The sequence below is a fragment of the Pseudomonas sp. BGA-UO-ETr-WB11 genome, assembly GCF_059567785.1.
Window position 1 is genome coordinate 394,040 of sequence record NZ_JCAQOS010000007.1, and the last position, 26,299, is coordinate 420,338.

The 26,299-nt window shown below is 60.7% G+C and carries 25 protein-coding genes; 4 read left to right on the forward strand and 21 right to left on the reverse strand.

Annotated elements, in window-relative coordinates; translation table 11 throughout:
• Positions 1–125: 125 nt before the first annotated feature.
• Positions 126–926, forward strand: coding sequence for a helix-turn-helix transcriptional regulator (locus AC56DI_RS12605; RefSeq protein ID WP_496346460.1), 801 nt, complete (start codon positions 126–128; stop codon positions 924–926).
• Here the strand turns inward: AC56DI_RS12605 and AC56DI_RS12610 are convergent.
• From AC56DI_RS12610 to AC56DI_RS12670, 13 genes are all read right to left on the reverse strand, one after another.
• Positions 923–1,576, reverse strand: coding sequence for an acyl-homoserine-lactone synthase (locus AC56DI_RS12610; RefSeq protein WP_496346461.1), 654 nt, complete (start codon positions 1,574–1,576; stop codon positions 923–925). The genes AC56DI_RS12605 and AC56DI_RS12610 overlap by 4 nt on opposite strands.
• A 111-nt stretch (positions 1,577–1,687) precedes the next feature.
• Positions 1,688–2,374 (reverse strand): hypothetical protein, encoded by a 687-nt coding sequence (locus AC56DI_RS12615; protein ID WP_496346462.1) that lies wholly within the window; start codon positions 2,372–2,374, stop codon positions 1,688–1,690.
• A 41-nt stretch (positions 2,375–2,415) separates the two neighbouring features.
• The gene (locus tag AC56DI_RS12620) at positions 2,416–3,810 is read right to left on the reverse strand and encodes a hypothetical protein (RefSeq protein WP_496346463.1); all 1,395 of its coding nucleotides are present in this window, start codon (positions 3,808–3,810) and stop codon (positions 2,416–2,418) included.
• Positions 3,807–4,757 (reverse strand): EamA family transporter RarD, encoded by a 951-nt coding sequence (gene rarD, locus AC56DI_RS12625; protein WP_496346464.1) that lies wholly within the window; start codon positions 4,755–4,757, stop codon positions 3,807–3,809. Before rarD ends, AC56DI_RS12620 begins: the two co-directional genes overlap by 4 nt.
• Before the next feature lie 12 nt (positions 4,758–4,769).
• On the reverse strand, positions 4,770–5,762 hold the full coding sequence (locus AC56DI_RS12630; RefSeq protein WP_496346465.1) for a zinc-dependent alcohol dehydrogenase family protein: 993 nt from the start codon (positions 5,760–5,762) through the stop codon (positions 4,770–4,772).
• Positions 5,747–6,583: an alpha/beta fold hydrolase gene (locus tag AC56DI_RS12635; protein ID WP_496346466.1), complete on the reverse strand. Its 837-nt coding sequence runs from the start codon at positions 6,581–6,583 to the stop codon at positions 5,747–5,749. The genes AC56DI_RS12630 and AC56DI_RS12635 overlap by 16 nt, the downstream gene beginning before the upstream one ends.
• On the reverse strand, positions 6,580–7,842 hold the full coding sequence (locus tag AC56DI_RS12640) for a condensation domain-containing protein (protein ID WP_496346467.1): 1,263 nt from the start codon (positions 7,840–7,842) through the stop codon (positions 6,580–6,582). Before AC56DI_RS12640 ends, AC56DI_RS12635 begins: the two co-directional genes overlap by 4 nt.
• Positions 7,843–7,853: 11 nt before the next feature.
• Entirely contained in the window at positions 7,854–9,428 is a 1,575-nt protein-coding gene (locus tag AC56DI_RS12645; RefSeq protein WP_496346468.1) for an FAD-dependent monooxygenase, read from the reverse strand.
• A 65-nt stretch (positions 9,429–9,493) separates the two neighbouring features.
• Positions 9,494–10,492, reverse strand: a complete 999-nt coding sequence (locus AC56DI_RS12650; protein WP_496346469.1) for an aldo/keto reductase — start codon at positions 10,490–10,492, stop codon at positions 9,494–9,496.
• 175 nt (positions 10,493–10,667) lie between these two features.
• Complete coding sequence (locus AC56DI_RS12655) at positions 10,668–11,354, reverse strand: HAD family hydrolase (RefSeq protein ID WP_496346470.1); 687 nt, start codon at positions 11,352–11,354, stop codon at positions 10,668–10,670.
• Positions 11,338–12,090 (reverse strand): AfsA-related hotdog domain-containing protein, encoded by a 753-nt coding sequence (locus AC56DI_RS12660; RefSeq protein ID WP_496346471.1) that lies wholly within the window; start codon positions 12,088–12,090, stop codon positions 11,338–11,340. Before AC56DI_RS12660 ends, AC56DI_RS12655 begins: the two co-directional genes overlap by 17 nt.
• Before the next feature lie 244 nt (positions 12,091–12,334).
• Positions 12,335–12,958, reverse strand: coding sequence for a TetR/AcrR family transcriptional regulator (locus AC56DI_RS12665; RefSeq protein ID WP_496346472.1), 624 nt, complete (start codon positions 12,956–12,958; stop codon positions 12,335–12,337).
• 110 nt (positions 12,959–13,068) lie between these two features.
• Positions 13,069–13,374, reverse strand: coding sequence for an EthD family reductase (locus AC56DI_RS12670; protein WP_496346473.1), 306 nt, complete (start codon positions 13,372–13,374; stop codon positions 13,069–13,071).
• A gap of 253 nt (positions 13,375–13,627) precedes the next feature.
• Here AC56DI_RS12670 and AC56DI_RS12675 point away from each other — a divergent pair, with 253 nt between their 5' ends.
• The 3 genes from AC56DI_RS12675 to AC56DI_RS12685 all read left to right on the forward strand — a co-directional run bounded on the left by AC56DI_RS12675 (position 13,628) and on the right by AC56DI_RS12685 (position 16,679).
• Positions 13,628–15,646, forward strand: a complete 2,019-nt coding sequence (locus AC56DI_RS12675) for a ribonucleoside triphosphate reductase (RefSeq protein ID WP_496346474.1) — start codon at positions 13,628–13,630, stop codon at positions 15,644–15,646.
• Between the two features lie 173 nt (positions 15,647–15,819).
• The gene (gene nrdD, locus AC56DI_RS12680; protein ID WP_496346475.1) at positions 15,820–15,984 is read left to right on the forward strand and encodes an anaerobic ribonucleoside-triphosphate reductase; all 165 of its coding nucleotides are present in this window, start codon (positions 15,820–15,822) and stop codon (positions 15,982–15,984) included.
• Positions 15,981–16,679 carry an anaerobic ribonucleoside-triphosphate reductase activating protein gene (locus AC56DI_RS12685; RefSeq protein WP_496346655.1) on the forward strand — a complete coding sequence of 233 codons (699 nt, stop codon included), beginning with the start codon at positions 15,981–15,983 and terminating at the stop codon, positions 16,677–16,679. Before nrdD ends, AC56DI_RS12685 begins: the two co-directional genes overlap by 4 nt.
• Here AC56DI_RS12685 and AC56DI_RS12690 read toward each other — a convergent pair.
• From AC56DI_RS12690 to arsS, 8 genes are all read right to left on the reverse strand, one after another.
• Complete coding sequence (locus tag AC56DI_RS12690; RefSeq protein ID WP_496346476.1) at positions 16,660–17,376, reverse strand: Crp/Fnr family transcriptional regulator; 717 nt, start codon at positions 17,374–17,376, stop codon at positions 16,660–16,662. The genes AC56DI_RS12685 and AC56DI_RS12690 overlap by 20 nt on opposite strands.
• 262 nt (positions 17,377–17,638) lie before the next feature.
• Complete coding sequence (gene gspD / locus AC56DI_RS12695) at positions 17,639–19,576, reverse strand: type II secretion system secretin GspD (RefSeq protein ID WP_496346477.1); 1,938 nt, start codon at positions 19,574–19,576, stop codon at positions 17,639–17,641.
• Positions 19,577–19,580: 4 nt separating this feature from the next.
• Positions 19,581–20,231, reverse strand: coding sequence for a type II secretion system protein N (locus tag AC56DI_RS12700; protein WP_496346478.1), 651 nt, complete (start codon positions 20,229–20,231; stop codon positions 19,581–19,583).
• Between the two features lie 139 nt (positions 20,232–20,370).
• Complete coding sequence (locus AC56DI_RS12705; protein ID WP_496346479.1) at positions 20,371–20,844, reverse strand: arsenate reductase ArsC; 474 nt, start codon at positions 20,842–20,844, stop codon at positions 20,371–20,373.
• A gap of 16 nt (positions 20,845–20,860) precedes the next feature.
• Positions 20,861–21,901 (reverse strand): methyltransferase domain-containing protein, encoded by a 1,041-nt coding sequence (locus AC56DI_RS12710; RefSeq protein WP_496346480.1) that lies wholly within the window; start codon positions 21,899–21,901, stop codon positions 20,861–20,863.
• 33 nt (positions 21,902–21,934) lie between these two features.
• Positions 21,935–23,023, reverse strand: a complete 1,089-nt coding sequence (locus tag AC56DI_RS12715) for an FAD-dependent oxidoreductase (protein ID WP_496346481.1) — start codon at positions 23,021–23,023, stop codon at positions 21,935–21,937.
• Positions 23,020–25,161, reverse strand: coding sequence for a dihydrolipoyl dehydrogenase family protein (locus AC56DI_RS12720; RefSeq protein ID WP_496346482.1), 2,142 nt, complete (start codon positions 25,159–25,161; stop codon positions 23,020–23,022). Before AC56DI_RS12720 ends, AC56DI_RS12715 begins: the two co-directional genes overlap by 4 nt.
• A 71-nt stretch (positions 25,162–25,232) precedes the next feature.
• On the reverse strand, positions 25,233–26,210 hold the full coding sequence (gene arsS, locus AC56DI_RS12725) for an arsenosugar biosynthesis radical SAM (seleno)protein ArsS (protein ID WP_496346483.1): 978 nt from the start codon (positions 26,208–26,210) through the stop codon (positions 25,233–25,235).
• Positions 26,211–26,299: the final 89 nt, after the last annotated feature.

The following is a 26,299-nucleotide window of genomic DNA, read 5'->3' on the forward strand; positions in this document are numbered from 1 at the left end:
CTGCCCGCGCATGTGGCGTGTGGTGATTTATTAATTTATTAGTGATCGTTAAATAAGTCTTGAGAAAGCACGCTGCACAGCGCTAGCATCGGTTCAGACCGTTGCAGTGTTACGGCACGTTGAACATGTCCACCCGAGCAGGGTGTAAATGTCAGACAGGGAGGCCAGAACTCATGAACAGGATGTTTCACTCACGCAACGACCTCATCAAACTCCTTGAGCTTGCTCAGTTCTGCATCCAGGCCAGCAGTGATCCTGCAGAAGTCGAGCAGGTGATTGCGCTGGCCAGGGGCGTGATTCCCTTCACCTCGATGGTGATTTGCCTGGACAACGCCGCGACGCTGGAGCTTAAAGCTACACAGCAATTACTTAATTACGGCTATCACCCTGAGTGGGTTGAGCTGTATTTCCGCGATGCCTATCAGCTGCAAGATCCGATCCTGAAATACGCCCAGCAGGCCTCAGGGGCTTTTTCCTGGGAGCAAGGGTATCGGCAGTGCGGCAGTGCCAGTGGTGCCTTCATGCGCACAGCCCATGAATTTGTTGGCAGTAATGGCCTTGCCTGCTCTGTTGCAGGGCGGACAGGCACCAGTGCGACGCTGATTTCCATGGTTTTGCCAGCGACAGAAGTTGCCGACGAGCACGTGGAAGCCTTGGCGTACCTGGCGCCCCACGTGCACGAAATCTTCAATCGACGCGGTGGCTTGAATCGCAGCAGCCTCATGGCTCCGGATATTTCTGCCCGTGAGCAGGAGGTGCTGCATTGGGCCAAAGAGGGCAAAAGTACCTGGGATATTTCCAATATCCTGAGTATTTCCGAGCGCACGGTGAAGTTTCACTTTGGCAATATCTTTCGCAAGCTTGACGTGCTCAACCGTTCCCAGGCGATTGCCAAAGCTATTCACTACGGCGTAATTGCTGTTTAGACGACCATGACTTCGCGTGGACTGGCCTGTACCTGGAGTCCGGTGGCAGCGCTAAAGAGCGACGGTGCGCTGTGCATGAATGCCTGCAGATCAATGCGCACGGCCAGGGTCTGGACACCATCGGGCATCTGCACGATAGGCCCCAGGCGTGCGCAGGGCAGACCTTTCTTCAGCAGTAAGCGATAGATCGGCTCGGCGACCACCACAAACCAGTAGCGACAGTGGGTGCGCAGTGAGTAGTCGATGATGCCTGTGATCAGTTGGTCGAACACGCTGTAGTGGTCATGGAGGGTGCGCCCGCGATGTTTGCGCTCGACTGCCAGGCGGGAAACTTCCAGGCTGTCTTGGCCCATCTCACTCCGTGCTCCGGCCTCCAGCAGGAAGCTGAAACATTCATTTAACATCCAGGGTTTGCCGTACGGCGTGATGCGCAGGTAACCGGCCACTTGCCATTGATGAATGACAGCAACATGCACGCTGCCTGGATCGAAAGCATCACGTTCCTGGCCGTCCACACTCCGAGGCACCCACTGTAATTCATGGGCGAAAACACGTTCGCGTAACTCTCGGCAGGCTTGGATTTGTTGCAGCTCAGAACTGACAAGCAGTTGATAGGCGTGCGCATGAGGATGTTGTGCGTGTGTAACCATCAGATTGCTCCCTGCCCGGTGACCTAGGATTAGGACTTTAGGAGCGTGCAGAAAGGCCTGGCACCTGTCTCTTCGGGCAGTTGCCAGGCCTTTCTTTTACTGCGCTGGGTATTAGAACTTGTTGATTGGGAAGCTCGGGTAGGGGGTGTTGAACTTGATATTCGGGCTCAACTGGGTGAGCAGTGGACTGACCTTGAGCAAGGTGATTCGCCATTTCCCGGGTGCGATGGATTTCAAACCCAGGGTGTTGTTGCTGACGAACAATTGCGGGCCTGGTGTGGGGTCGAAGGGTTGCGGCTCACCGGATACAGCCGTGATGTCCTGATGCACCATGACGTTGAAGTTCAGTTCGATAGTGCCGGTACCGGCCAATCGGCCACCGTTGTATTTGCTGATGTAGGGTGCGCTCAACGAGAACGAGGCATTCTGGCGAATGCTGGCCAGCCCTTGAGTGGCGATGCTCAGCGCCGATGCCCGGCCACTGGAGAGCTTCCCGCCGATATCGATGAGAATGCTGTCATCGACTGTCTCGTCAAAGCACTTCTTTACTTTGTCCAGCGTTCCAGGCTGTTGCTTTTGATTAGAGGCCTCTGGAATGCAGAGAAAAAAACGGCGAACAATTTGGTTCGCTTCAAAGTAGGCCGATTGTTTGGCCAGGCTCTCACTGATAAACGTCAGATTGGCCAATTGCTCCAGCATTCGTGGATTCTTCGGCAGTGCAGATTCGGCTTGGGCAATGCCGGTGGCGGTTAATCCCATGGCGATCAACAGGGCGGTGGTCGGTAAACTCCGATGCATAACTAACTCCTTGTATGGGATGGGTTTTGTTACTGACCCCGTCAGGGGAAAACGCTCGCTGCTGGATGAGCATTGAGTCGTATCCAGCCCCGTACGTCGTACTCGAGGGAGGAATCTTTGAAGATGGTGAAGTTCGGACAAGCGAAGCGAATGCAGCCAACGCGTGTGAGGACGGGCTTGAAATTCGCCAGGTTGGCAGTCGTCAAGGCGCAGCTGATTTGTTTAATTGCGCGGAAAATCTTCACATTCAGCTGGGTATCGCTGTCCCCAATCATCTTGTGCAGGCACTCCCGCTCTATCCAGCCGAGGCTGAGCGGGTCGCAGCCGCTGTTGCCATTCAGTCGCTGCTGGTCTTGTTGCTGACAGAACTCACGGGCGAGTAGCAGCAGTACGTAGTGATGGACTCGCTCACCCAGATCAAGGCGCTGCGTTCCCTGTTCAATGTGCAGGCGCACATGCCAATCATCAGCGCTGACATGAAAGATGAAGCGTGGCACTTCGTGATTGATCGGCAGTTGCTCAGGCAGCGCTGGACAGTGACTCACGTGCACGCTGCTGCTCAGGTCGGGCTGTCTAGGTTCGGGGCTTTCGGCGGGTAGTCCGGTCAGTTGGCTGATCAGTTCGGCATAGCGGCAAATCGCGTGTTGATCAGGCATTACATAATTGCGCAGCAGTTGGTTGAGCCCCAGGGTGTGGGCGCTGGCGAGAATGCTGCCGTGGACGAAATGAGCGCCATTGGCGATTGCAGACATGCTGTTAACGACGGCCAAACCGTGTTGATTACCGGCCATGAAGCCCAAGCTGAGCCCGTTGTCGGTAAGGCCGCGCAGTTGCTTGGCCAAATGGCTGCACAAGTTGCCGGCGCCCAATGGTGTGAGCCGTGCCTGCTCGTCGCAGAGGGTGATGCGGGTAAAGCCAAATTGCTTGGCCAGCTCCAGGCACGTTTGAAGTTGCGAGGCAGATGCGCTGGGAGCGTCGCGCAGTAACAAAGACAAGGCCGGAGCCTGTTCGGGCAACTGTTCGATCAGGCTGAGCAAGTTGTCCAACTGCTGGCTGCTGCTTTGGCAGTCCTCTCTGTGAACATGTAGATGCAGCTGTAGGCCGAAGCGCGCCGGGCTGTTACAGAGGTGCTTAAGGGTGTCGATCTCGACCAGACAGGGGGTTTCTAGCCAGGGCGTGATATGCGGTGCCAGACGGTTGATAGCTTCCAGCAGTGCTTGCCCATGGCGGTTACCCATGAGCTCGCCGATCACCACGTGGGTAAAAGGGCTTTGCAATAAATGCTCAGTCCAGCGCTGCCAGTCTTGCTCCTGGTCGGCGTGGTTGAGCAGGGCCGGTGTATGGTCCACGCAACCGCGAAACTGCTCCGGCAAGGCGAAGCGATTCCATTCACTGGCTTGGGTAAAGTGGGCCGAGGGCATATCTACCAGGCTCATGGCATCTCCTTGGCGATCGCTTTCGGGCGACTGATGGCGTGCGTACGTTGCCAGCGCAGGGCGTTGCTTAGCAGCAGTCCGGCCAAGGCACACCAGATCAGCGCGAACCCTGCCAGCTTGAGCCCGCTGAATGTTTCCCCGAACAGTGTGATGGCCAGGATGAACATCAGCGTGGGGTTGAGGTACTGCAAGAAGCCAACAGTGGTCAGCGACAGCGCCTTAACTGAGGCGATGTAGAGCCACATCGGCACCGTCGTTATCAGGCCCAATAGCACGAGCCAGAGCCAGTCAGACGGGCGAGGGCCGATGCTTGCCGATGCGTCCCAGTGGCTTAACAGCAGCAGTGCAGCGGCTGGGAGGGCGACCAGAGTCGTTTCGACGCCGAGGCCTATCAGGGCTGGAGTTTGGCAGCGCTTTTTGACGGCGCTGTACAGCGCAAAGGTCATGGCAATGACCAGGCCTGTCCAAGGCACCTGAAGGTCTTGCGCGCCTGCGACAATCAACACCACGCCGCACAGGCAGAGTGCGCTGGTGAGCTGTTCGCGGCGCCCCCAGGGCTCCCCGAATAGCAGATGCGCAAGCACTACGCTGAGCACTGGGGACAGGTAGTAACCGAGGCTTGCGTCCAGTAAGCGGTTGTGTGCCACTGCCCAAATCACCAGAAACCAGTTGCAAGCAATTAACCCGCTGCTGATCAGCAGCTGCCAGCGCTCCTGGCCCGAGCGCAGCGTGTGCCACGTCTCAGTCAAACTGCCGCCTAGCCACAGCAGCAGCACACACCAACCCAACGAGCCGATCACCCGGTACGCAAAAACGTCCCACACTGGTAAGTGGTCAAGGGCCTTGAACACCAGGGTGGCCGAGGCCCAGAGCAGGAACGCACTGATATTTAGGAGCAAGGCGCTGCGCGGGCCAGGAGGCTCCGCGCGCTTGATCGTTGTGGGCATGAGGCGCCTCACTCAGCCTTGGATCAGGCTGATCTTGCCCACGGCTTGACCACTTTCGGCAAAGGCATGGGCGGCGGCGATCTGCGAGAAGCTGAACGCTTGTGGGTCAAGCAACGGTCGTAAACTGCCGTTCTCTGCTAACTGGGCGATTTGCTGAAGAATGAAACCATGCTGCTGCATGCCGACGCCGGTGGCCATCGGCCACGACATGTTCACACAGTGAATGCTTTGTTTGCGCGCCCAGGCCGTCGTCAGGTCGAGCTTGCCCAAAGCCAGCACGCTGATGATGGTGCCACCCACCCGGGCGGCCTGTTGGCTCTGCTCGAACGTTTCGCCGCCCACGGTATCGACCACAACGTCAAAACCCTGGCCACCGGTGTACTGCTCAACGTACTGAGCAACCGACATGTTGCGGTAGTCGATGGTGACATCAGCCCCCAACTGGCGTGATAGCGCAGCTTTTTCCGGCGAGCTGACGGTGGTGAACACCTGCGCACCTTTCCACTTGGCCAGCTGCGCGGCGATGTGCCCCACACCGCCTGTGCCAGCATGAACCAGCACCCGATCACCGGCCTGAATATCCGCCTGGTCGATCAGCCCTTCCCAAGCGGTAATGGCGACCAGAGGCAGTACTGCCGCTTCGGCCATCGACAGGTTCTTGGGTTTGTGCGCGACCAGCGCCGCATCAACTTGCATGAAGTCGGCGAGTGCACCCTGGCGACCCCGTACGCCGCCGGCGCAGCCGTAGACCTGATCGCCGATGGCAAAGCCGCTGACACCTTCACCTACTGCACTCACCGTACCGGCGAAATCACCGTGCAGGATGGCGGGGAAGTCGTGGGTGAAACCGGGGAAATCTCCGCGGCGGATTTTGTAGTCCAACGGGTTGATGCCACTGGCGGCAATGGCGACCACTAATTGGCCTTTGCCGGCAGAGGGGGTTGCTAGTTCGACGTGTTCGAACACGTCGCTAGGGCCAAACGAATTGATTACGAAAGCGTGCATGGCGAGGTCTCATAGAGGGTGCTGATAAAGGCGTTGATCAGGTCATTGCAATGCTGCGGGACTTCGATATGCGGGCAGTGACCGCAACCACTGAGCAGGGCGATTTGCAGAGGTGTTGTGGCAAATACCTGCGGTTGTGCACAGGCCTTGGCATTGATAAAGGCATCGTCCTCGCCCAGCACGAGTAGGGCGGGCACGCCGCTGGTGGCGAGCAGCGCAAGCTCATCGGCAAAGTCGCCGCGGCTCAGGCTTGCGCCCAAGGCTGAGCGCACCAGTGGATCGGTGACGCGAATAAAGTGCTCCAGAGTGGCCTGTCGGTGTTCGGTCGCGGTGTTCGGGCTGACGAATGCGGCGGCCAGGCGGGCTACTTGCTGATTATCCAGACCGGCCTGAAACACCAGGCCGCCCGTGGGCTCCGGGTGAAACACTTGCGCCGCCAGTTGGCTGTTGAACGGTGGCGCACCCAGCAGGACTAAGCCCCGCACACTCGTCAGCTGCGGCAAGGCTTCAAGCGCTGCATGGCCGCCAAGGCTGTGACCCACCAGCACAACGTCGTGCAGTTGCAGCTGCTCGATAAATTCAATCAGCGTGTCGGCGAAGCCGGCAAAGCTGTACTGCGCAGCTGCCATGGGGCTGGATTGGCCATGGCCGGGTAAGTCCAGCGCCAGTAAGCGGTAGTGCTCGCCAAACTCGGCAAACTGCTCGCTGAAGGCGGCCGCAGCTGAAGAGTTACCATGCAGCAAGATGATCACAGGGCCGTCACTTTGGCTGTCGAGAAAGCGCAACTGGCCTTGCGCCAACTGAATAAAAGCGGACTTCATGAGGTCACCTCACTGACCGGGTTGAGACTCAGCAGGGCGCGCAGCAGCCTGCGCTGGAGCAAGTGGATTTGGGTTTCACTCATCAAGGGTTTGGCAAAGGTGAAACACAGCGACAAACAGCCCTGAAAGCGGGTGACGTGAACAGCCACGGCAAAATTGCCGGCAACGCGCGAGGCGACGTTGACGTAGTCGTGTACCTGCAGGTGCTGGCGTGGGGAGAAATGGATGTTGCCGTGGTTGGTCAGCGCAATGCCCTGGCTGAACCCCTGCTGCTGGCGCAGGCGGTCAATCCCCTGGCGGCGTGCGGACAGCCCAATGTCCGGCTGACGCAGGGCTTGCATGGGCAGACTGGCGCGCAGTTGTTGCTGATAGTCAGTGGCCAGATCGAGCAGTGCACGATCGGCCACGTTCAGACACTGGTGTGCCACACCGATATAACAACCGATGCTGCTGCGCGAAATTGTGCGTGCCGCCCGCTGGCGCAGTGATATAGCAGTGCCGATGCGAAGCTGTGGGCCGCAGCCAATATCCTCGGCGGACTTGAGCAGGGCGCCGGCCAGCAACGAGTTCAGGCTCAACTGCTGTTGGCCCGCCATGCGCTGCAGGTGGTTGCTGAGGCTGCGTTGCAGCAACAGTCGACTGACCCTTGTGGTTCGCTGTTCGAGTGCCAGTGTTTGCAGGTAGGGCAGCGCTGGGGGTGTGGCACACACCGGAGCTGGCACGCTGGCGTCTGCCAAATGTGCTTCCAGGGGCGCGGCCAGAGGTTCGACGTCGCACTGCAATGTCAGGCCCGAACAAAGACGTTCGCAGTCGTCCAAAAACTCGTCCAGCAGCTGAACCAAGCTCACCGCATCGACAATGGCGTGATGACAGGTGAGCAGTAGCAGGTGCTGAGTGGCTTGAGCGTCACTGAGCACCAGCAGCCGCCAAAGCTGGCGGCTGGGATCAAGCACCTGATCAAGTTGCTGCTCTAAGAGCTGGCTTTGCGTTGTGCCTGTGCGGCTTGGCAAACACTGCACAGCAATGTGCTCAAAGGGCACATCAGCGCAAAAGTGCAAGGCATCGGCACGTTCTTCAATGCGGCTGTGCAGCAGCGGGTGGCGGGCATGTAGCGCCGCTGCCGCCTGGTTGATGATCTCGGTCGGTAAGGTCCCGCCCACGCTCAGCAGGCTGGTGGTTTGTGTACTGCCGTTGAGCTGGTGCATCAAGGCCATACTGGTCTCGATTTGCCCCAGCGGGCGACTGGCTATGGTTTTCATGGGGGCTCTCCTTAGCCAGCGAGTCGTGTTTGTCGGGCCGCGTCTGGCGTGTAGTGCGTGGCCAGGTGCCGGCTGAGCGCGTCGAGATCGTCCAGGTGACCACGGTGCTCAATGAACAGGTCCGGTCTTACCAGCAGGTAGTCGCCGTCCTGCAGTTGCCAGGTCGAGCGCAACTGCTGGTGGGGGTCAGGCAGTAGCTGGCCGATGGCAATCTCACCTTCAGCGGCACTCAGGACCTGAATTCGCAAGCGCGCGTGTAACGGTGCCAGTGCGCGGTGTAAGCGCTGCAAAGCAGAGGCCTGTGGCAGCGCGTCACTGGCCAGAAGCAGGGTGTGTTGCGCCTGGCCAACCAACTGCAGACTGTCTGGCAAACCCGCGCCGTTACGGGCATAAGGCAGCATGCAACCGCTTGCCAGGGCCTTTGTTGCAGGCCCGTAGCGCAATGTCAGTCCGGCCGTCTCCAGTGGGAACTGGCGAATAAATGGGCGGTTACGCAGCAGGGGTAAGTAGTGCTGCTCGTCTGCCGGCTGGTGACGATCCAGGCGGGCAATCAGTGATGTGGATTTGTCGGTTTTGGCCAGCAAGGCCTGGGTGTTTTGCTCGCGCTCTTCGGCATAGGACTGCAGGAGGGCGTCACTGCCTATGCCGTTCATGGCATAGCCGAGCTTCCACCCCAGGTTAAAGGCATCGGCAATGCCGGAGTTCATGCCAAACCCACCGATGGGGCTGAACATATGGGCCGCATCACCGGCGAGGAATACGCGCTGCTGGCGGATGGCCGATGCTGAGCGGTTATAGAACGGGGCGCTAGAGAGCCAGATCGGTTCACTGACCTGCAGTCCGGGTATCTCGTAGCGGGCAATGTAGTCGCGGATCTCCTGCAGGCTTGGCTTGTAGCCAGGCGGGCACTGCTCGGCGACCTTGATGACGATGCGGTGATAACCACTCTTGAGCGGTAAGAGAATCAGAAAGCCGTCATCACGAATAAAGTAAAAACCTTGCTGCTGCTTGCCGTCCCAGTCAATGCGCAGATCGGCCAGGATGAAGTGCATGTTGTAGTCGTAGCCGGTAAAGCTGAGCCCCAACTCATTGCGCACTGTGCTCAGCCCGCCATCGCAGCCCACCACATAGGCAAAGCGCTGCCGGCGGGTCTGGTTTCCCTCACGCAACTCAACCTCCACATGGTCGCTGTGGGGCTGCAGCCCAAGCAGTTCACAGTCCCGTTCGATGTGCTGGTCCAGGTCATTGAGGCGTTGCTCCAGCACGGCCTCGGTGTCCGGCTGCGGCAACATCAGAAAATACGGGTACTTGCTCGGCAGCTTGGCAAAGCGTGCACGGGTCAGCGGCTGATTGTGGTAGAGCAAATTGATGACGTCGGTCTTGTGTCCAACTGCCACCAGATCACTGGCCACCCCGAGATCATTGAGCAGGGTTAGCGAGGCTGGATTGACACTCAGCGCTTTTGAACCCGAGGGCTCTTTGGGACGTTTTTCAATCAGGCGACAAGTAATGCCAAAACGCTTCAGTTGCAGTGCCAGGGTCATGCCGGTCGGTCCGCCGCCGACGATCAATACTTGCGCGTTCATCTGCACGGCTCCTTGATGGCCAGTCATTGGCCGGCAGCTCGGCAGAGCTGCCGGCAGTCTGCAACTCAGATGTTGGTGCCTTTGAGGATGGCGTCTGGGTAGCGTTTACCGGCGATGGCTTGTGGCGCGAAGATCTTGCCGAGCATGGTGCAGGCGGCGACGTCGAGCTTGATATCCTGGGCCGCAAAGTTGCCTTTTAGGTACTTGATGCGCTTGGTGCCTGGGATTACATGCAGGTTGTCGTACTGCTCCAGCAACCAGGCCAGGGCCAGTTGCGCCGGTGTGCACTTAAGCTCTTGGCTGAGCTCTTCCAGGGCCCGAACCAGTTGCAGGTTGCTATCAAGATTCTCACCCTGGAAGCGCGGCAACTTGGCGCGGAAGTCGCTGTCGGCACTGGCCTGTTCAATGTGTTGTTTGGTGATGGCGCCCGTGAGGAAGCCCCGTCCCAGTGGGCTGTAAGCAACCAGGGCAATGTTGAGGTTTTGCAGCACGGGCAGAATGTCTTCTTCCAGATCGCGAGACCACAGCGAGTACTCACTCTGCAAGGCCGCGATAGGGTGCACCGCGTGCGCTTTGCGTAGGGTTTCGACTGAGACCTCCGACAAGCCGATGGCTTTGATCTTGCCTTCCTGCACCAGCTCGGCCATCGCGCTGATGGTTTCTTCGATGGGCGTATTGGGGTCACGGCGGTGCACGTAATACAGATCGATGCAGTCGGTGTTGAGGCGCTTGAGCGAGGCTTCACAGGCCTTTTTTACGTACTCGCGCGAGCCATCAATCAGCAGGTTGTACTTGTCGCTTGGGTCGCGATAAATACCGAACTTGGTCGCTAGCAGGATCTCGTCGCGGCGTGGGCCGAGTTGTTTGACGAACTTGCCGAGCAGCTCTTCGTTGTGGCCACGGCCATACATGTCGGAGGTGTCGAAGTGGCGATAGCCGAGTTCCAGCGCGGCGTGCAGGGTGTCCAGCGACTGGGCGTCGTCGGTCTCGCCATAGAACTCACTCATGCCCATGCAGCCAAGGCCAACAGCCGGGACGGATTTGTTTGCCAGAAGTCTGTTCATGTCGCTCTCCATAAGGATGTTCGATCGGGGTAAGTCGTTAACCGGGGCTTACCTGTACGTTACGTAGCCAGCCTGTTGGGCATCACTGTTCGAACGGACAGGTAGGTGATAGGCCGTTCACATCCGCGTGGATTGCACAGGGCTGTCCATGCGGATGTGCAGCTAAACGCTGGCTTTAAGCGGCTTCGATGACGTGCCAGTTGCGCTGCTGACACATGTCACGCACCTGCGCGCTCGGGTTGACCATGCAGGGGTGGCCCACGCTCTCCAGCATTGGGATGTCGGAAACGTCGTCGCCGTAGGCATAGCAATGCCGGGGCTGTAGGCCGTGCTGGCGGGTAAAGGCCAGCAGGCCATCGGCCTTGCCCTGGCCAATCGTTGGTAGGCCCGTAAGCTGGCCGGTGTAGAAGCCGTTGCGGGTTTCCATGGGGGCCGCAATGACATCGCTGACACCCAGCTCTTCGGCCAGTGGCGTCAGCAGGGCGGCAAAGGAGCCGGAGACCAGGACGGTGCTGGCGCCTTGCTGTTGATGCCAGCAAATTTCATCCAACATTCGCTGGAAAAACAGGCCATCGTGCTGACGGATACTGGCGTACCAGTCGCGCCCCAACTGTTGCACCCAGGCGACGTCCAGGCCGGCATAGATGCTGTAGTAGAAGCGGTTGATGGCTTCGCGCGGTTGCTCGGCGGCAATCATCTGCAGCAGGGTCTCGCGATGAGTGTGAAGTCGCGGTGCCGCACTCGCGGGCAAGTGGTCGACGAGGAAGTCGAGGAAACTGAACATGCTCTTGATGCTGATCAGGGTGCCGTCGACATCGAAGAACGCAGACCAGCGCTGCGGAGCCTCAGGCAAACTGCTCATGGCGGACCTCCATATTCAGTTCACTGTCGATGGCGCCTTTGGCCAATAGGCCTTCTTTTTCGGCAATCACCGCGTCGGGGTAGGTGGAGAACTTGGTTTTGATGACGCAACAGGTTTGCTGGCCCTGAATCACCGACATGCTGACGTCGAAACGGTGTGAGCCGCGGCGCGGGTTGATACTGTGATCGAGCACTTCGTAGTGGATGCTCATCGGTAGCGGGAAGACAAAATGCAGGTACTGCACATCCATGTTGTTGATGACGAAGTAGCTGCTGTCTTTCTGGTCCACCAGGTAGAACTCTTCACTGACAGCGAGAAAGGTCTGCCGGGCGGCTTCGGTTAGCACCATGCCCTGAATGTGCTGGCCGGTAACGTGGTCGCTCATTTCTGCACAGCGCTCATCCAGCAGCACGTCCACCTCGTAGGTGCTGCGGGTCAGTCGGCGCGGCAAGCTGATCATGGAGTTCTCCATGCGGTGTTTGTGCACGTGTTGGCGGCTGGCTTTTTGCGGTTTGGCGAAGTCGGCAAGCCAGGCTTTCTTCTGGCTGCTGGTCTTCTCCAGCAAGCGCGTAATCTGTTCTTCTGAAACGCCCTGACCTAGCTGGAAACGCAGATTGCGTTCATGCAGCAGGTCACCATCGAGGATTGCTTCCAGCTCGCTAGCAAGCATGACGTTGGTGTTCTCGGCGAACTGCTTGAACTTGTCGCCGACGATGAAGATTCGTTCGATAGACATAGCGGATTCCCTTTAGCTAATGGCTTTGCGGAGCATTCGTGCCGTGCTGTTGCGGGCAGTCATCAAAGGTTCGCGCGCGCTGGTGCACTTCTAGGTGAGTGCTGCTGGTCGCGCGCAACACTGGCAAAAGAAGAGCAGTGCTCTTGTTTGCTAGTGATCGCTAAAGTAAATGCACGCAGAAGTGCCTGGGTATTTCAGCGTATTTCAGTGCATGTCGAGGGCATGCCCGAGGTGGGGAGTGCGCTTAAGGGCGCGGCCAGGAGGCCATGGCGAGGTTGATCATGGCCTGCAGTTCTTCCGGAGTGGCGCCGTCGCGGGCCTGGATGGACATGCCCTGAATAATCGCAGCAAAGAAACGGGCCATGCCCGGACAGTCGCTATTGATCGGCAGCTCGCCGAGTGCGCGCGCCGCTTCCAGGCGGCGACCGATGGCATCCAGGGTAGCGCTGCGCAGGTCGCGCATGTTCTGCGCCATCCTGTGATGCAGGGCGCCGCTGGCAACCAGACCGGTGGACACGATGCAGCCTGGTGGGTGGCTGTGGGTGGTGAACTCTGCAGCGGCATTACGCAGCATTTGCTGGATAAAGTCGTGGGCGGTGTGGGTTTGCTCCAGCGCGTGCTTGATAAAGCTGCCAGGGCCCTGCAGGTACAGCTCAATCGCCTCCAGGTACAGCTGTTCCTTGGAGCCAAAGGCGCTGTAAAGGCTCGGGGGAGCGATGCCCATGGCACTGACAAGATCGGCGATTGAGGTGCCTTCGTAGCCCTGAGCCCAGAACATGTGCAGGGCAGTGTGCAGGGCGGCTTGCCGATTGAAACTGAGGGGGCGACCGCGTTTGGCTTTTTCTAGCTTCTTTTTCATAGCGGTCATTATTGAAATCGAAACTCAGGTACGTCAATACCAAGTCCGGCCCAAACCACGATTGTTGCTGCAGTTGCCCGACCAGGCGCAGCGCGGTGCGCGCCTGGCGCTGCAGGGCCTTAGAGAACTTCGTCGATCTGGATGATTGGCTGCAGGTTGGTGTAGTTGGGGATGTCGCCGAGTACGCGCGTGCTGTTGTCGGTCATCACCTGGGCAAACTGCTCTGGCGAGCGAATGTGGGTGTTGAGCAGGCAAAGGTACGGCGCCGGTGAGCCATCCACGGCGTGCATGCCACGCCGCAGCTGCATGCTGACGACGTTATCGCCGAGCATCTCCAGCATCATTGGCAGATGCTTGTCGCGGTAATACGTGAAGTCAAAATGGCCATCGGCCTGATTGGGGTAGAGCACGGTCACGCAATACATGGCGATCTCCTTGGGTAGGTGTCCAATCGCCAGTATGGGAAGAGCCATCAGCGCCGGCCAGTGGCCAAATGGACAGGCCGTGGCCACCAGGCGGCGACCCAGAATGCTGGCGCAGTGTGGCCATGCTGACGCGTATTTTATGCTTTTGAATAAAGTTGACGGCTGTCAATTGCTTGAGGGCGAGTTCTCCGTAAATTGCTCCATGTTGTGTTTCTTTATTGCTTAAATAACAACATGTAGTGGTGGAGGTCGTATGTCTGGTTTGCCCCATAGCCGTCGTCCGGTGTCGTTGCGCAAGCGCGATGGTCGTTTGGTTGCCTTTGAATTGGTCAAGATCGAACGGGCTTTGACGGCTGCGGGCAATGCCAGCGGCGAGTTTGTCGCGGCCCAGGCCGGTGCGCTGGCTGAGCTGGTGCTTGCTCGTCTAATGGCCCATGAAACCCTGGATGTCGAGCAGGTGCAGGACCAGGTCGAACGGGTACTGATGGAGGCGTATTACTACGCCACTGCCCGCGCCTATATCGTCTATCGCGAGCAGCATGGGCGCCTGCGCCGTGACCGCAAGGCGATCGTCGAAGTGGCCGCCTCGATGAACGAATACCTGTCCCGTGAAGACTGGCGCGTGCAGGCCAATGCCAACCAGGGCTATTCCCTCGGTGGTCTGGTACTCAATGTGGCCGGTAAGGTCACCGCCAATTACTGGCTGGACGAGGTGTACAGCGCCGAAATCGGTGAGGCTCACCGCGAGGGCGCCTTGCATATCCACGACCTGGACATGCTCGCCGGCTATTGCGCCGGCTGGTCGCTGCGCACCCTGCTCAATGAGGGTTTGAACGGCGTGCCGGGGCGGGTCGAAGCCGGGCCACCCAAGCACCTGACCAGTGCCCTGGGGCAGATGGTCAATTTCCTCGGCACCCTGCAAAACGAATGGGCCGGCGCCCAAGCGTTCAGCTCCTTCGACACCTACCTGGCGCCTTATGTGCGCAAGGACCAGCTGGGCTTCGATGAAGTGCGTCAGGCCATTCAGGAGTTCATCTACAACCTCAACGTGCCGTCGCGCTGGGGCACGCAAACGCCGTTCACCAACCTGACCTTCGACTGGGTCTGCCCCGAAGACCTGCGTGAGCAGATCCCCTATATCGGCGGGGTGGAAATGCCCTTCGCCTACGGCGAGCTGCAGGCCGAGATGGAGCTGATCAACCGCGCCTATATCGAGGTGATGCAGGCCGGCGATGCCAAGGGCCGGGTGTTCACCTTCCCGATCCCGACCTACAACATCACCCACGACTTCCCCTGGGACAGCGAGAACGCCGAGCGCCTGTTCGAGATGACCGCGCGCTACGGCCTGCCGTACTTCCAGAACTTCCTTAACTCGGACATGCAGCCCAACCAGGTGCGCTCCATGTGCTGCCGCCTGCAACTGGACGTGCGCGAGCTGCTCAAGCGCGGTGGCGGCCTGTTTGGCTCGGCCGAGCAGACCGGCTCGTTGGGCGTGCTAACCATCAACTGCGCGCGCCTGGGCTACGAGTACAAGGGCGACACCAGTGGCTTGCTGCGGCGTATCGATCAGCTGATGGAGCTGGCCATGCAGAGCCTGGAGGTCAAGCGCAAGGTCATCCAGCACCATATGGACAATGGTCTGTACCCCTACACCAAGCGTTACCTGGGCACCCTGCGTAACCACTTCTCGACCATCGGCCTGAATGGCATCCACGAGATGCTGCGCAACTTCAGCGCCGATCGCGAGGGCATGCATACCGCCACCGGGCGCGAGTTTGCCCTGCTCCTGCTCGACCATGTGCGCGCTACCCTGGTGCGCTTCCAGGAAGAAACCGGCCACCTGTACAACCTCGAAGCCACGCCGGCGGAGGGCACCACCTACCGCTTCGCCAAGGAAGACCTTAAACGCTACCCGGACATTCTCCAGGCCGGTTGTGGCGATGCGCCGTACTACACCAATTCCTCGCAGCTGCCAGTGGGTTTTACCGACGACCCTTTCGAGGCGCTGGAGCTGCAGGACGCCCTGCAGTGCAAGTACACCGGCGGCACCGTGCTGCACCTGTATATGGCCGAGCGGATCAGCTCCACCGAGGCCTGCAAGAACCTGGTGCGCAACGCCTTGAGCCGCTTCCGCCTGCCGTACCTGACCATCACCCCGACCTTTTCCATCTGTCCGGTGCACGGCTACCTGGCCGGCGAACACGAATTCTGCCCGCAGTGCGATCAGGCCCTGCTGCAGCGGCAGCAGGCTTGTGCCGAGAGCTGCGCCTGAGAACCTGTCTACGATCAGCTGCGCGTCGGCCATACCGCGTTAAAACTGGCCTCAAGATGCTCATTTACAGCCTGTAAATTCCGCTCTCTCGGCCACTTTTGCCTTGTCTGGCTCTAGCTCGCGAGATCGTAAACAGGTTCTTAAACCTCTTTATCCACGCAAGGAGCAATACCATGACCGTCGAACAACTCCCGCAAGAACTGCGTCAACGCTGCGAAGTCTGGACCCGCGTGATGGGCTATCACCGTCCGGTGGCGGCCTTCAATCCGGGCAAGCAGGCCGAGCACCGCGAGCGCCGGCACTTCACCGAAGCGGCCAGTTCATGCCGCTCGGCGTGACGCCAGCGCTACGGGTCGGGGGCTTTGTGCCCCTGACCACCCTGGATTATCCGGGGCGCCTGGCTTGCGTATTGTTCTGTCAGGGCTGTGCCTGGCGCTGTCGCTATTGCCACAATCCAGGGCTGATCGTGCCGCGCGGCAAGGACGAGAAACCTTGGCCCGAGATTGTGGATTTCCTCCAGCGCCGTCAGGGTTTGCTTGAAGCCGTGGTGTTCAGCGGTGGCGAGCCTACCTTGCAGGCGGCCTTGCCGGCGGCAATTGTCGAGGTGCGCGAGCTGGGTTACAAGATCGGCCTGCACACGGCCGGTATCCGCCCGCAGGCACTGGAGCGAGTGTTGCCACTGGTGGATTGGGTGGGCTTCGATGTCAAGGCACTGGCCGAAGACACCGCGCTGATTACCGGCATTCGCGGCAGTGGCGCGGCCAACTGGCGCAGCCTGGAGTTATTGCTGGCCAGCGGGGTCGACTACGAATGCCGCACCACCGTGCACTGGCACCTGCTCGATTTTCACAAACTCTGGACCCTGGCCAAGCGCCTGCGCGACGCCGGTGTTGAACGCTATGTGGTGCAGTGTGTGCGTACGGATCAGATGTGGGACCCGAGCCTGCCGGCGGCCCCTGAGCCCCTGCATCAGCGTGAACTCTGGCAGTTAATGCAGCAGCTGTTTCCCCACTTCAGCCTGCGCGGGCAATAAGCCCCGGGTCTTCATTAAACTCGGTGAGCAGGCGCGCCACGCTGGGGATATGAATGTGCCGGCCACGGCTTTCGATCAGCCCGGCCTGACGCAGGCGGGCCATGGTCCGCGAGAGTGTTTCCGGCTGCATCGACAGGCGCGCCGCAATCAGCCGTTTGGGCAGCTGCAGGTCAATTTCGGCGCTGTCGACGGCGCGGTTTTCCAGTTGTTGAATCAGGTACAGGGCAAAGCGCTGGGTGGCGTTCTGCAGGGTCAGGGTCTCGATCTCACCCAGGCGCTGGTGCAAGCGAATACTCAGGTGGCCGAGCAGGTGCAGGCAGGTGGCCGGGTGTTCGGCGAGCAGGTTCAGCATCAGGCGATTGGGGAAGCTAACCAGCTCGACGGCGTCGAGGCTTTCAGCACATACCGGATACACCGCGTGCTGCATAAACATCACCGCTTCGGCAAAGGTTTGTCCGGGGTGAATGATCTCCACCACTTTTTCCTGGCCGTCGGCAGAAATGCGGAACAGCTTTACCCGCCCACTGAGCACCAGAAAAAAACGTTCCGCCGGCTGGCCTTGTTGCAGCAGCAGGCTGTTGGCCGGTGCATGACGCTGTTGCGCCTCACCGAGGAGGCGTTCTTGGGCGTCCTTGGCAAACAAGTTGAACAGCGGGTGCTGCAGGATCAACTGGCGCACGTCGCGGGTCTGGATCATCGCTAGCCCCTCAGGCTGGTGGCGGGCTCAGCAGGCGCCGGCAAAGGCAAATGCCGAGGCAAAAAAATGCCCAGGCAGTGCCGTGAAAACTGCGCGGGCAAATAACCGTGATGAAGCACCGCAAAGGGCTTGGCGTCGGAGCCCACCTCTGACGTCGGTGACCTTGTGCAGTGCTGGCAGAGTAAGGGGCGGGAGGGGCGCTCACCATTCCCCGGAGGAGGTATGCCTTGCTAGGGCCTACCTCCTGCGATGGAGGGGTGAGTTATGGCTGACGCAGGTCGACGGCGGCGCCGCCTTGGCCGTCAAACAACTGGCCAGGGGTGCGTGGCAGCACGTTGGGGATCTTGTCGTTGCCATCGGCGCCGAGGATGCGGATGTCGCTGTACTTCTTGCCCGAAATCGCCGCGAGGCCGGTGGCATTGCGAATGATGGTCGGGCGCAGGAACACCATCAGGTTGCGTTTGGTGTGTACGTCTTTACTGGAGCGGAACAGTGCACCGAGAAAGGGGATGTCGCCGAGCAACGGCACCTTGGAGTCGCTTTGGGTCACGTCATCCTGGATCAGGCCGCCGAGAACCACGATCTGTCCGTCTTCGGCCAGCACGGTGCTCTTGATCGAGCGCTTGTTGGTGATCAGGTCGGTGGCGCCGGAGGTGGCGGTGGCTGTCGGTGCCAGGGAGGAGATTTCCTGGTCGATCTCCAGGCGCAGGGTGGCACCGTCGTTGATGTGTGGCACGACCTTGAGCTTGACCCCGACATCCTGACGCTCGACGGTGGTAAAGGGGTTGTTCGCCCCGGCTGCGTCGGTGGTGTAAGAGCCTGTCTGGAACGGCACATTCTGGCCGACCAGAATCTCGGCTTTCTGGTTGTCCAGGGTCAGCAGGCTGGGCGTGGAGAGCAAGTTGAAGTTGCTGTTGGCCGACAGGGCGGTCACCAGGACGCCGAAGTCGTCATTGCCGAGGCCGATGATGGCGCCATCGGGCAAGGCGGTTGGGATTTTCTTGTCCTGAATGGCACTGAGCACCGTCCCGACTGACAGGCCGGTGTTGCTGAAGTTGGTGCCGCCCAGACCGCCTGAATCGCCACGTGCATCAATCGCCCATTGCACGCCGATGGCATCGCTGATGTCGCCGCTGATTTCGACGATGGCGGCTTCGACCATAACCTGGGCGCGGGGTACGTCGAGTTGGCGAACGATTTCCTCAAGGGTGGCGACGACTTCCGGCTCGGCATACAGCACCAGAGCGTTCAGGCTTTCGTCGGCACGGATCATGATGTTTTTCTGCTGGCCGCTGGACTCGCCGCCAGCCGGCGCTTTCAGACCTTCAGAGAGTTGCCCGAGGGTTTCCGCCAGTGCTTTGGCATCGTTATGACGCAAGCGGATCACCCGGGTATTGGCCGAGCGGGTGGTGGGGGTGTCCATCAACTGGGCCATGCCCACCAGCTTGGCCCGCGCCGCCGGTGGGCCGAGGATGATCAGGCGATTGGTGCGTGCATCGGCAATCACCTGAGTGCCGCTGCTGCCCTTGGCCTGGCCACGTAGCATGGCGTTATTGAGCAGTTCGGCGGCGTCCATCACCCAGGCGTGTTGCAGGTTGACCACGCTGTAGTCGTTGCTGCCTTTCTGGTCCAGTTGGCGAATCAGGTCTTCGATACGGGCGATATTGGCGCTGCGGTCACTGATGATCAGGGCGTTGGCCGAGGTCACGGCGGCTAGGTGACCATATTGCGGCACCAGCGGCCGAATCAGCGGGATCAGTTCTGCTACCGAGCCCTGCTGCACTTGGATCAGGCGGGTTTCCAGCTTGCCCGGTGTGTTGGCGGCGCCGTTGGCTTCGGCCTTGGCTTCAGCGTTGGGGATGACACGGGCCTGGTCGCCTTGGGTCACCACACTGAAACCGTGGGTCGACATCACCGAGAGAAACAGCTGATAGACCTCGCTGAGGGTCAACGGGGTTTTGGACAGCACGCTGACCTGACCCTTGACCCGCGGGTCGACAATAAAGGTCTCGCCGGTGATGTCGGCAACCTGGTCGATAAACTCGCGGATGTCGGCGTTTTTCAGGTTGATGGTCCAGCGTTCCTCCTGCTGGCTGCTATCGGCTGCTACGGCAGTAATAGCGGCCAGCAGCGGCACGGGAGTAACCAACAAACCAGCAGCGAACAGTGCGCAACTCAGGCGCGGCAGAATCCTAGACATAAACTTAATATGCTTCCGTAGACGGTTCGGTAGGTTCGGTGGTTTCCAGCTGCGCGGGTGCATCGTCTGTAGCCTGGAGTTGGTCGCGCAAGGCCTGCATGCGTTGCTGCAACTGCAGGGTGTCCTCGTCGCTCAGAGCCTGTAATTGGGCAGCACTCTCGCTGTCAGGCGCAGGGCTAACGAGCCCGGACGCCGGGGTTGTCTTGCGATTGCTGAAGGCCAGGGTTTCCAGGCGGCCGTTGCGCTTTAGCTCTACCCGGTCGCGGTACACAGCATGTAGCAGCACACCGCTACTCAGCTCCTGACCCACTGCATAACGTTTGGCCGGGCTGCCTTCGAGCTGGATGATGGCGCTGGAGCCCTTACCCGCGGTATCGACAAAGCTGCCGAGCAGGGTCAGGCGCAGGTTGGTGTTGGGGGCTACGCCGCTATCGGCCACTGGGGCACTGCCGAACAACGGCAGCAGGGCCTGCATATCTGGCGTGTGAGCCTGACTGTCAGTAGCGCTGTTATTGGTCGCCGCCGGGGCGCGGAGCAAGCGCTGCCAGGCGACGCTCTGCCACGCCAGGCTGGCACTCATCAATGCCACAAGCAGCAGGGCGAATACGCTGGGCGCGCGTTGCAGCAGCCAGCGCTGGGCACCAAGGAAAGGCAAATCGACACTCCACTAGTGATTTTTATTATCAGGGGTAGACCGCGGGCCCGATCATAACAGCATGCTGTGGCAGCGCCACAAGCCTAGGGAGGGTTGTTTTTTATCGATTTGCCGACCAGTTAAAGGCCCCTTGTTGTCGTCACGGCAACTCACCGATGGCGAGCAGTTGTGGCAGCAGTTGCGCTGGGCTTTGTTGCGCGAAGGGCAAGGCAAAAAATACCTGCAGGCGCCGCTCGATCTGCGCCAGGGTGGCGGCGAAGGCGGCCTCTACTTCAAGGCTGCTGCCGTGTACCTCGGCCGGATCATCCAGCCCCCAATGCAAGCGCGTACTGCTGCCGAAGTAGGCCGGGCAGGGCTGTTGCGCGGCGCGCCCGCAAACACTGATGACGTAGTCCGGCGCCAGCGCTAGGTGCGCCTCGTTGCCTTTACTGGCTAGGCCAGTGGTGTCGATGCCAGCGTGGTTAAGCGTGTGCAGGCTCAGCGGGTGAACCACGCCGCTGGGTGCGCTGCCGGCGCTGTAGGCGCGCATGCCGGCTGGTGCCAGATGATTGAAGGCCGCCTCGCTGAGGATGCTGCGGCAGCTGTTGGCGGTGCACAGAAACAGAACCTTCATCGTGCGGTCTCCCGATTCAGCAGCAGGCGCCTGGGTTGGCGGTGCCGTTGTCATTGTCGTAAGGCAGCACCGAGCCGCAGCCCTGGAATATGCCGAAGTGCTGGCTGAAATCGCCAATAAAGCTGAAGTACGGCGCGAAGCGGCTGTCATGCAACATGCGGTAGGTGTTGCCGCACACCGGGAAGACCTTGCCGGTTTCGATATTGTGGTGTTTGTCGAGGACGAAGGTATGGGGCGCATCGGCGATGCCGCCGTGATAGATCACTGCCTGACCGTGGTCTTCGCAGGCCGGCTCCAGGTCATCCAGTTTGAACAGCCGGTAAGTGGCGGAATAGAAGCGGGTATTACCCAGTTTGGCGGCCAGTTTGGGGTCGGTAATGGCGATCGGCCGGTCTTCCACCAAGCGCGGGTCGGCAAAGCCGTGGCGCTTGGCCAGGTTGTGGAAGTCGTTCCAGTACAGCGCGCCGCCCAGGCATTCGCCGTACAGCAACTCGTCTTCACGCAGCGCGGCCGGCAGGCGGCGGTCGGCATAGATGTCGGAGAAGTACAGCTCGCCGCCTTTCTTCAGCAGGCGATAGGCCTCGCGCAGCACGCTGTCCTTGTCCGGCGAGAGGTTGATCACGCAGTTGGAGACGATCGCGTCGAAGCTGGCATCGCTCAAGCCCAGGGCATCGAGGTTCTCGATATAGCCCTGGCGGAACTCGACATTGGCAAAGCCGAACTGCTCGGCGTGGTACTGCAGATGGGCGTTGGCCACCGCCAGTTGCTCGACGGTCATGTCCACGCCAACCACCTGGCCTTGGCGGCCCACCAATTGCGCCAGCAGGTAGCAGTCACGCCCAGAGCCACTGCCGAGGTCCAGCACCCGTGCGCCTTCTAGCACGGCCGGGGCCACCAGGCCGCAGCCGTAGTAACGCTCGGTGACCTGCGGGTGCAGTTTGGCCAGCAGCGGTTTAAGCCAGTCGGGCATGCTGGAGACATCGCAGCAGGCGCTGGTTTTCAGGTCGTTGCTGTGTTGCAGGACCTTGCCGTAGTAGTTCTGCACGGATTCGAGCATGACGGGCCTCGTGGTTGATGAGCTGAAAATAAGTTAAGGAATACGGTGGCGCTGCATAAAGCCGCGATCGAGATGGTCTTTCCAATGGCCGAACAGTGTGCCTTCGCCCGTCAGTCCGGCCCAGCTGGCCAGCGCACCACCGTCGCCCGTTGCAAGCAGGGCCAGGGCGCGGCGTTGCGGGTTAAAGGTTTGCAGCGGCCGGCCGCACAGCAAGGCCGCCAGGTTCTGCGCCAACACCGGCCCCTGGCGCACGGCATACACGCCGTTGTGCGGGCAGTGGGCCAGGCTGGCGCAGTCCCCGACCGCGAAAACATTGTTGTGGGAGGTGCTCTGCAGCTGCGCATTGATCTGCACAAAACCCTGCGCATCACAGGCCAGGCCGCTGTCGGCCAGCCAGGGCAGGGCGCTGGCGCCGCTGGCAACCATTAGTCGATGGCCCTGCCAGACCGAACGACCATGGCTGAGCAACTGCTCATAAACAATGGCTTCGACCGGGCAGTGTTCCTGTACGCGCACGCCTCTCCGGGCCAGGTGCTTGAGGGCTCGCTGGCGCAGCGCCGGCGGATGTCCGCTGAGCAGGGTGCTGCCGGTCAGCAGGGTCACTGTCTGCACCTTGGCCGCTATAGCCAGGGCCAACTCCACGCCGGCGGCACCGCCACCGAGGATTGCCAGTGGTTGTGGCGTGCTTTGCCAGCGCTGCCAGCCCTGGATAAAGGCACTGAAAGGTTTTACCGCCAGTAGCTCCAGGCCGCTGCCGGATTGTGCGGGCAGGGCAGGCAGGGAGCCGAGGTTGAGGGACAGATAGTTGTAGTCCAGCGCGCGGCCGTCGCTCAGTTGCAGCTGTTGGCTGGCGCTGTCCAGTCCCGTGGCTTGGCCGATCAGCAGTTCAACGCCGGCAGCGCGGCACAGGGCATCCAGCTCGATACGGCACTCGGCCAACTGATAACGGCCACTGAGCAAGCCCGGCAGCATGCCCGAATACCAGGCATGGCCATCGGCGCTGAGCAGGCCGATGCGACCCGTCGGGCGGTTGTGCCGGGCCGACGGCTCGGCCCAGCGGCGCAGCACACCGAGATGGGCGTGACCGGCGCCGGCCAGCAACAGGTCGAAGCCCTGGTTCATCGCAAACGCCAGGCGTGCAGGCGCTGCACCAGCCGCAACAGACCCTGTGGGGCGTGGGCGCGCTTCCACTCACCGGCCGCGTACTTGTTGGTTTCGCTGAGGGTCGGGTAGGTGTGGATGGTGCCGAGAATCTTGTTCATGCCCAGGCCATGCTTCATCGCCAGCACATATTCGGTGAGCAGTTCGGCGGCATGTTCGCCGACGATGGTGGCGCCGAGGATGCGGTCCTTGCCGGGCACCGTGAGCACCTTGATATAGCCATGGGCGGCCTCGTCGGCAATCGCCCGGTCGAGGTCGTCGATGGCGAAGTGGGTCACCTCATAGGCGATGCCCTGGACCTTGGCGTCCTGTTCGTTGAGGCCAACACGGGCGATTTCCGGGTCGGTGAAGGTGGCCCAGGGGATTACCCGGTAATCCACTTTGAAGCGCTTGAAATCGCCAAACAGCGCATTCACCGCCGCATACCAGGCCTGGTGCGCGGCCACATGGGTGAACTGATAAGGCCCGGTCACGTCGCCGCAGGCGTAGATGTTGGGGAAGCGTGTGGCCAGGTACTCATCGGTTTCCAGCGTGCCGTTGCCACGCAGCTTGAGGTCAAGGGTTTCCAGGCCCAGGCCCTGAGTGTTGGCCACTCGGCCGAGGGCCAGCAGCAGTTGATCGAAGGCGATGGCCACTTCCTGCTGGTTGACCCGGTCGAGGCAGATCAGTTGTTTCTCGCCGTCCTGCACGACAACCCGCACGGCCTGGTGCTGCAGGCGCAGATCCACGCCTTCAAGGCGCAGTTGCTGGGTCAATGCGGCGCTGGCCTCGGGGTCTTCGCGTACCAGCAGGCGCTCGGCCATTTCCACCTGGGTGACCTGACTACCGAGGCGCTGGAAGGCCTGGCTCAGCTCACAGCCAATCGGCCCGCCACCCAGTACCAGCAAGCGTGCCGGCCGTTCGCGCAGTGCCCAGACGTTGTCTGAAGTCAGCGGCTCAATCAGCTCCAGGCCTGGCAGGGCAGGCACCAGGGGGCGAGCGCCGCTGGCGATGATGATGGCGCGGCTGGTTAGGGTTTTACCGTTGACCTCGACCGACCACGGCGAGGTCAGGCGGGCATTGCCGGCCAGCATCTCAACCCCCAGGCCTGTGTAACGTTCGGCCGAGTCGTGGGGCTCGATGGTAGTGATCACCCGCTGCACGCGCTCCATCACCGCAGCAAAATCCACCTCGGCGTGGGCCTGTTTGAAGCCCAGTTGTTCGGCCTTGCGCAGCTCGGCGGCAAATTTGGCTGAGCGCAGCAGGGCTTTGGAGGGAACGCAGCCGGTGTTCAGGCAATCGCCGCCGAGCTGGTGTTTTTCGATCAGGCTGACCTCGGCCTTTACCGCCGCGGCAATGTAAGCGCTGACCAGGCCGGCGCTGCCGCCGCCGATCACCAGTAGATTGCGCTCAAAACGCTTGGGTTTGTCCCAGCCCTGATACACACGCCGGGCCTGCAGACGATCCAGCAGCTTGCGCGCCAGCAGCGGAAACACCCCGAGCAGGGCAAAGGCGCCGAGCAGGCCGGGGGAGAGGATTCCGCCGAGGGAGTCCAGTTGGCCAAGCTCGCGGCCGGCATTCACATAGACCAGGGTGCCGGGCAACATGCCGAGCTGGCTGACCCACCAGAAGGTGCGCGCCGGCAGTTTGGTCAGGCCCATGGCCAGGTTGATCAGAAAGAACGGAAACACCGGCACCAGACGCAGGGCAAACAGGTAAAAGGCGCCGTCACGCGCCAGCCCGGCCTCAATGCCCGCCAGGCGCTGGCCGAAGCGCTGCTGCACCCAGTCCTGCAGTAGAAAACGGCTGCTGAACATCGACAACAGCGCGCCCAAGGTGGAGGCGAAGGACACAATCAAAAGGCCTTGCCAAAGGCCGAACAAAGCGCCGGCCACCAGGGTCATCAGGCTGGCGCCGGGCAGCGACAGGCCGGTGACGGCCACATACACGGCAAAAAACGCCCCGGCGGCCAGCCACGGCTCGGCCGCCACCTGGGCTTGCAAGGCGCTTTGCTGGGCCTTGAGGCTGGCCAGGGTCAGGTACTGGCCGAGGTCGAAGGCAAAAAAGCTGGCCAGTAAGAGCAGGATCAGGCCGAGCAGCAGGCTTTTACGCAGAGTCATGGGGCGGTGAGTTCCTGTTGTGGGGTGGGTTGGTGCCCACCCATGCGGCAAGCAATAATCCGGCGCTTGTTTCAGCCCAAGGCGCCCGAGCAACTGGAGCCTTGGCCGGCGGTGCAGGCATAGCAATGGTCGCGGGTGACGATCGGGTTGCCGTCGAAACGGTTGTTGAGCAGGTCACTCAGGTGCGCTCGGTCACGGGCCAACATAGCGTCGGCAGGCAATTGCAGGTGCAGTTCAAGCATCTGGTTGAAGTCGCAGTCATACAGGTAACCCTGCCAGTCGACGCTGACCAGGCTGCGGCACATGACGGTCTTGAGGTTGTCGGCGCGGTAGTTGTCACGCAGCAACTGCATATAGCCGTTGAACTGGCCCTTGCTGACCAGGGTGCTGCCAAACCGGGAAATCGGTTGGTTGGTGATGGTCAGCAGTTGGTTGAACTGGATGCCGAAGTCTTCCTGCAAGTGCGCCTTGTAGTCCTGCTCCAGGGCTTGTTGCGGCGGCGGCAGGCTTGGCCCTTGGGGGTTGTAGACCAGGTTAAGCAGCAACCCCGAACCCTCAATGCCATAGCCCAGCGCATTGAGTTGGCGCAGGCCGGCGATGCTGGCCTCGAACACGCCGTCACCACGTTGCTGGTCGACCCGTTCGCGCGAGTAGCAGGGCAGCGAAGCGCTGACCTCGACACCCTCTGCGGCCAGAAACGCGGCCAGATCGCCCTGGCCTGGTTCGCTGAGGATGCTTAGGTTGCAGCGGTCGATGACGCGGATGCCGGCGCGCCGCGCATGGCTGACCAGCTCACGAAAGCGCGGGTGCAGCTCCGGCGCGCCGCCGGTTAGGTCCAGGGTCTGCACCGGATGGGCATCCAGCACCTGCAGCAGCAGCGCCAAGCTGGCATCGGTCATGCTTTCGGTGCGCGTCGGCCCAGCATTCACATGGCAATGCAGGCAGCGCTGGTTGCAGCGGTAGGTCAGGTTGACCTGCAACGCCTCGACCGGCCCGCGGCGCAGGCTGGGGAAATTCAAGGCGTTGAGCAGGGGCAGCATAGGGTGCATAAGGACAAATCTCCGACAACGTGCCCATTAGAGTGGCGTGCGTGCCTGACGTTACAAAATTGGCTGATATTGGTCGGCGACCCTAACAA

Excerpts from the sequence above, each read along its gene's own strand:
- AC56DI_RS12665 (WP_496346472.1), bottom strand. The coding sequence starts at position 12,958 with ATGACCGCTATGAAAAAGAAGCTAGAAAAAGCCAAACGCGGTCGCCCC.
- AC56DI_RS12675 (WP_496346474.1), top strand. The coding sequence starts at position 13,628 with ATGTCTGGTTTGCCCCATAGCCGTCGTCCGGTGTCGTTGCGCAAGCGC.
- AC56DI_RS12710 (WP_496346480.1), bottom strand. The coding sequence starts at position 21,901 with ATGCTCGAATCCGTGCAGAACTACTACGGCAAGGTCCTGCAACACAGC.
- AC56DI_RS12650 (WP_496346469.1), bottom strand. The coding sequence starts at position 10,492 with ATGAACAGACTTCTGGCAAACAAATCCGTCCCGGCTGTTGGCCTTGGC.
- AC56DI_RS12690 (WP_496346476.1), bottom strand. The coding sequence starts at position 17,376 with ATGATCCAGACCCGCGACGTGCGCCAGTTGATCCTGCAGCACCCGCTG.
- gspD (WP_496346477.1), bottom strand. The coding sequence starts at position 19,576 with ATGTCTAGGATTCTGCCGCGCCTGAGTTGCGCACTGTTCGCTGCTGGT.
- AC56DI_RS12720 (WP_496346482.1), bottom strand. The coding sequence starts at position 25,161 with ATGACTCTGCGTAAAAGCCTGCTGCTCGGCCTGATCCTGCTCTTACTG.
- AC56DI_RS12660 (WP_496346471.1), bottom strand. The coding sequence starts at position 12,090 with ATGTCTATCGAACGAATCTTCATCGTCGGCGACAAGTTCAAGCAGTTC.
- AC56DI_RS12630 (WP_496346465.1), bottom strand. The coding sequence starts at position 5,762 with ATGCACGCTTTCGTAATCAATTCGTTTGGCCCTAGCGACGTGTTCGAA.
- AC56DI_RS12615 (WP_496346462.1), bottom strand. The coding sequence starts at position 2,374 with ATGCATCGGAGTTTACCGACCACCGCCCTGTTGATCGCCATGGGATTA.
- rarD (WP_496346464.1), bottom strand. The coding sequence starts at position 4,757 with ATGCCCACAACGATCAAGCGCGCGGAGCCTCCTGGCCCGCGCAGCGCC.
- AC56DI_RS12640 (WP_496346467.1), bottom strand. The coding sequence starts at position 7,842 with ATGAAAACCATAGCCAGTCGCCCGCTGGGGCAAATCGAGACCAGTATG.
- AC56DI_RS12610 (WP_496346461.1), bottom strand. The coding sequence starts at position 1,576 with ATGGTTACACACGCACAACATCCTCATGCGCACGCCTATCAACTGCTT.
- AC56DI_RS12635 (WP_496346466.1), bottom strand. The coding sequence starts at position 6,583 with ATGAAGTCCGCTTTTATTCAGTTGGCGCAAGGCCAGTTGCGCTTTCTC.
- AC56DI_RS12645 (WP_496346468.1), bottom strand. The coding sequence starts at position 9,428 with ATGAACGCGCAAGTATTGATCGTCGGCGGCGGACCGACCGGCATGACC.
- AC56DI_RS12655 (WP_496346470.1), bottom strand. The coding sequence starts at position 11,354 with ATGAGCAGTTTGCCTGAGGCTCCGCAGCGCTGGTCTGCGTTCTTCGAT.
- AC56DI_RS12605 (WP_496346460.1), top strand. The coding sequence starts at position 126 with ATGTCCACCCGAGCAGGGTGTAAATGTCAGACAGGGAGGCCAGAACTC.
- AC56DI_RS12705 (WP_496346479.1), bottom strand. The coding sequence starts at position 20,844 with ATGAAGGTTCTGTTTCTGTGCACCGCCAACAGCTGCCGCAGCATCCTC.
- AC56DI_RS12715 (WP_496346481.1), bottom strand. The coding sequence starts at position 23,023 with ATGAACCAGGGCTTCGACCTGTTGCTGGCCGGCGCCGGTCACGCCCAT.
- AC56DI_RS12620 (WP_496346463.1), bottom strand. The coding sequence starts at position 3,810 with ATGAGCCTGGTAGATATGCCCTCGGCCCACTTTACCCAAGCCAGTGAA.
- AC56DI_RS12670 (WP_496346473.1), bottom strand. The coding sequence starts at position 13,374 with ATGTATTGCGTGACCGTGCTCTACCCCAATCAGGCCGATGGCCATTTT.
- arsS (WP_496346483.1), bottom strand. The coding sequence starts at position 26,210 with ATGCACCCTATGCTGCCCCTGCTCAACGCCTTGAATTTCCCCAGCCTG.
- nrdD (WP_496346475.1), top strand. The coding sequence starts at position 15,820 with ATGACCGTCGAACAACTCCCGCAAGAACTGCGTCAACGCTGCGAAGTC.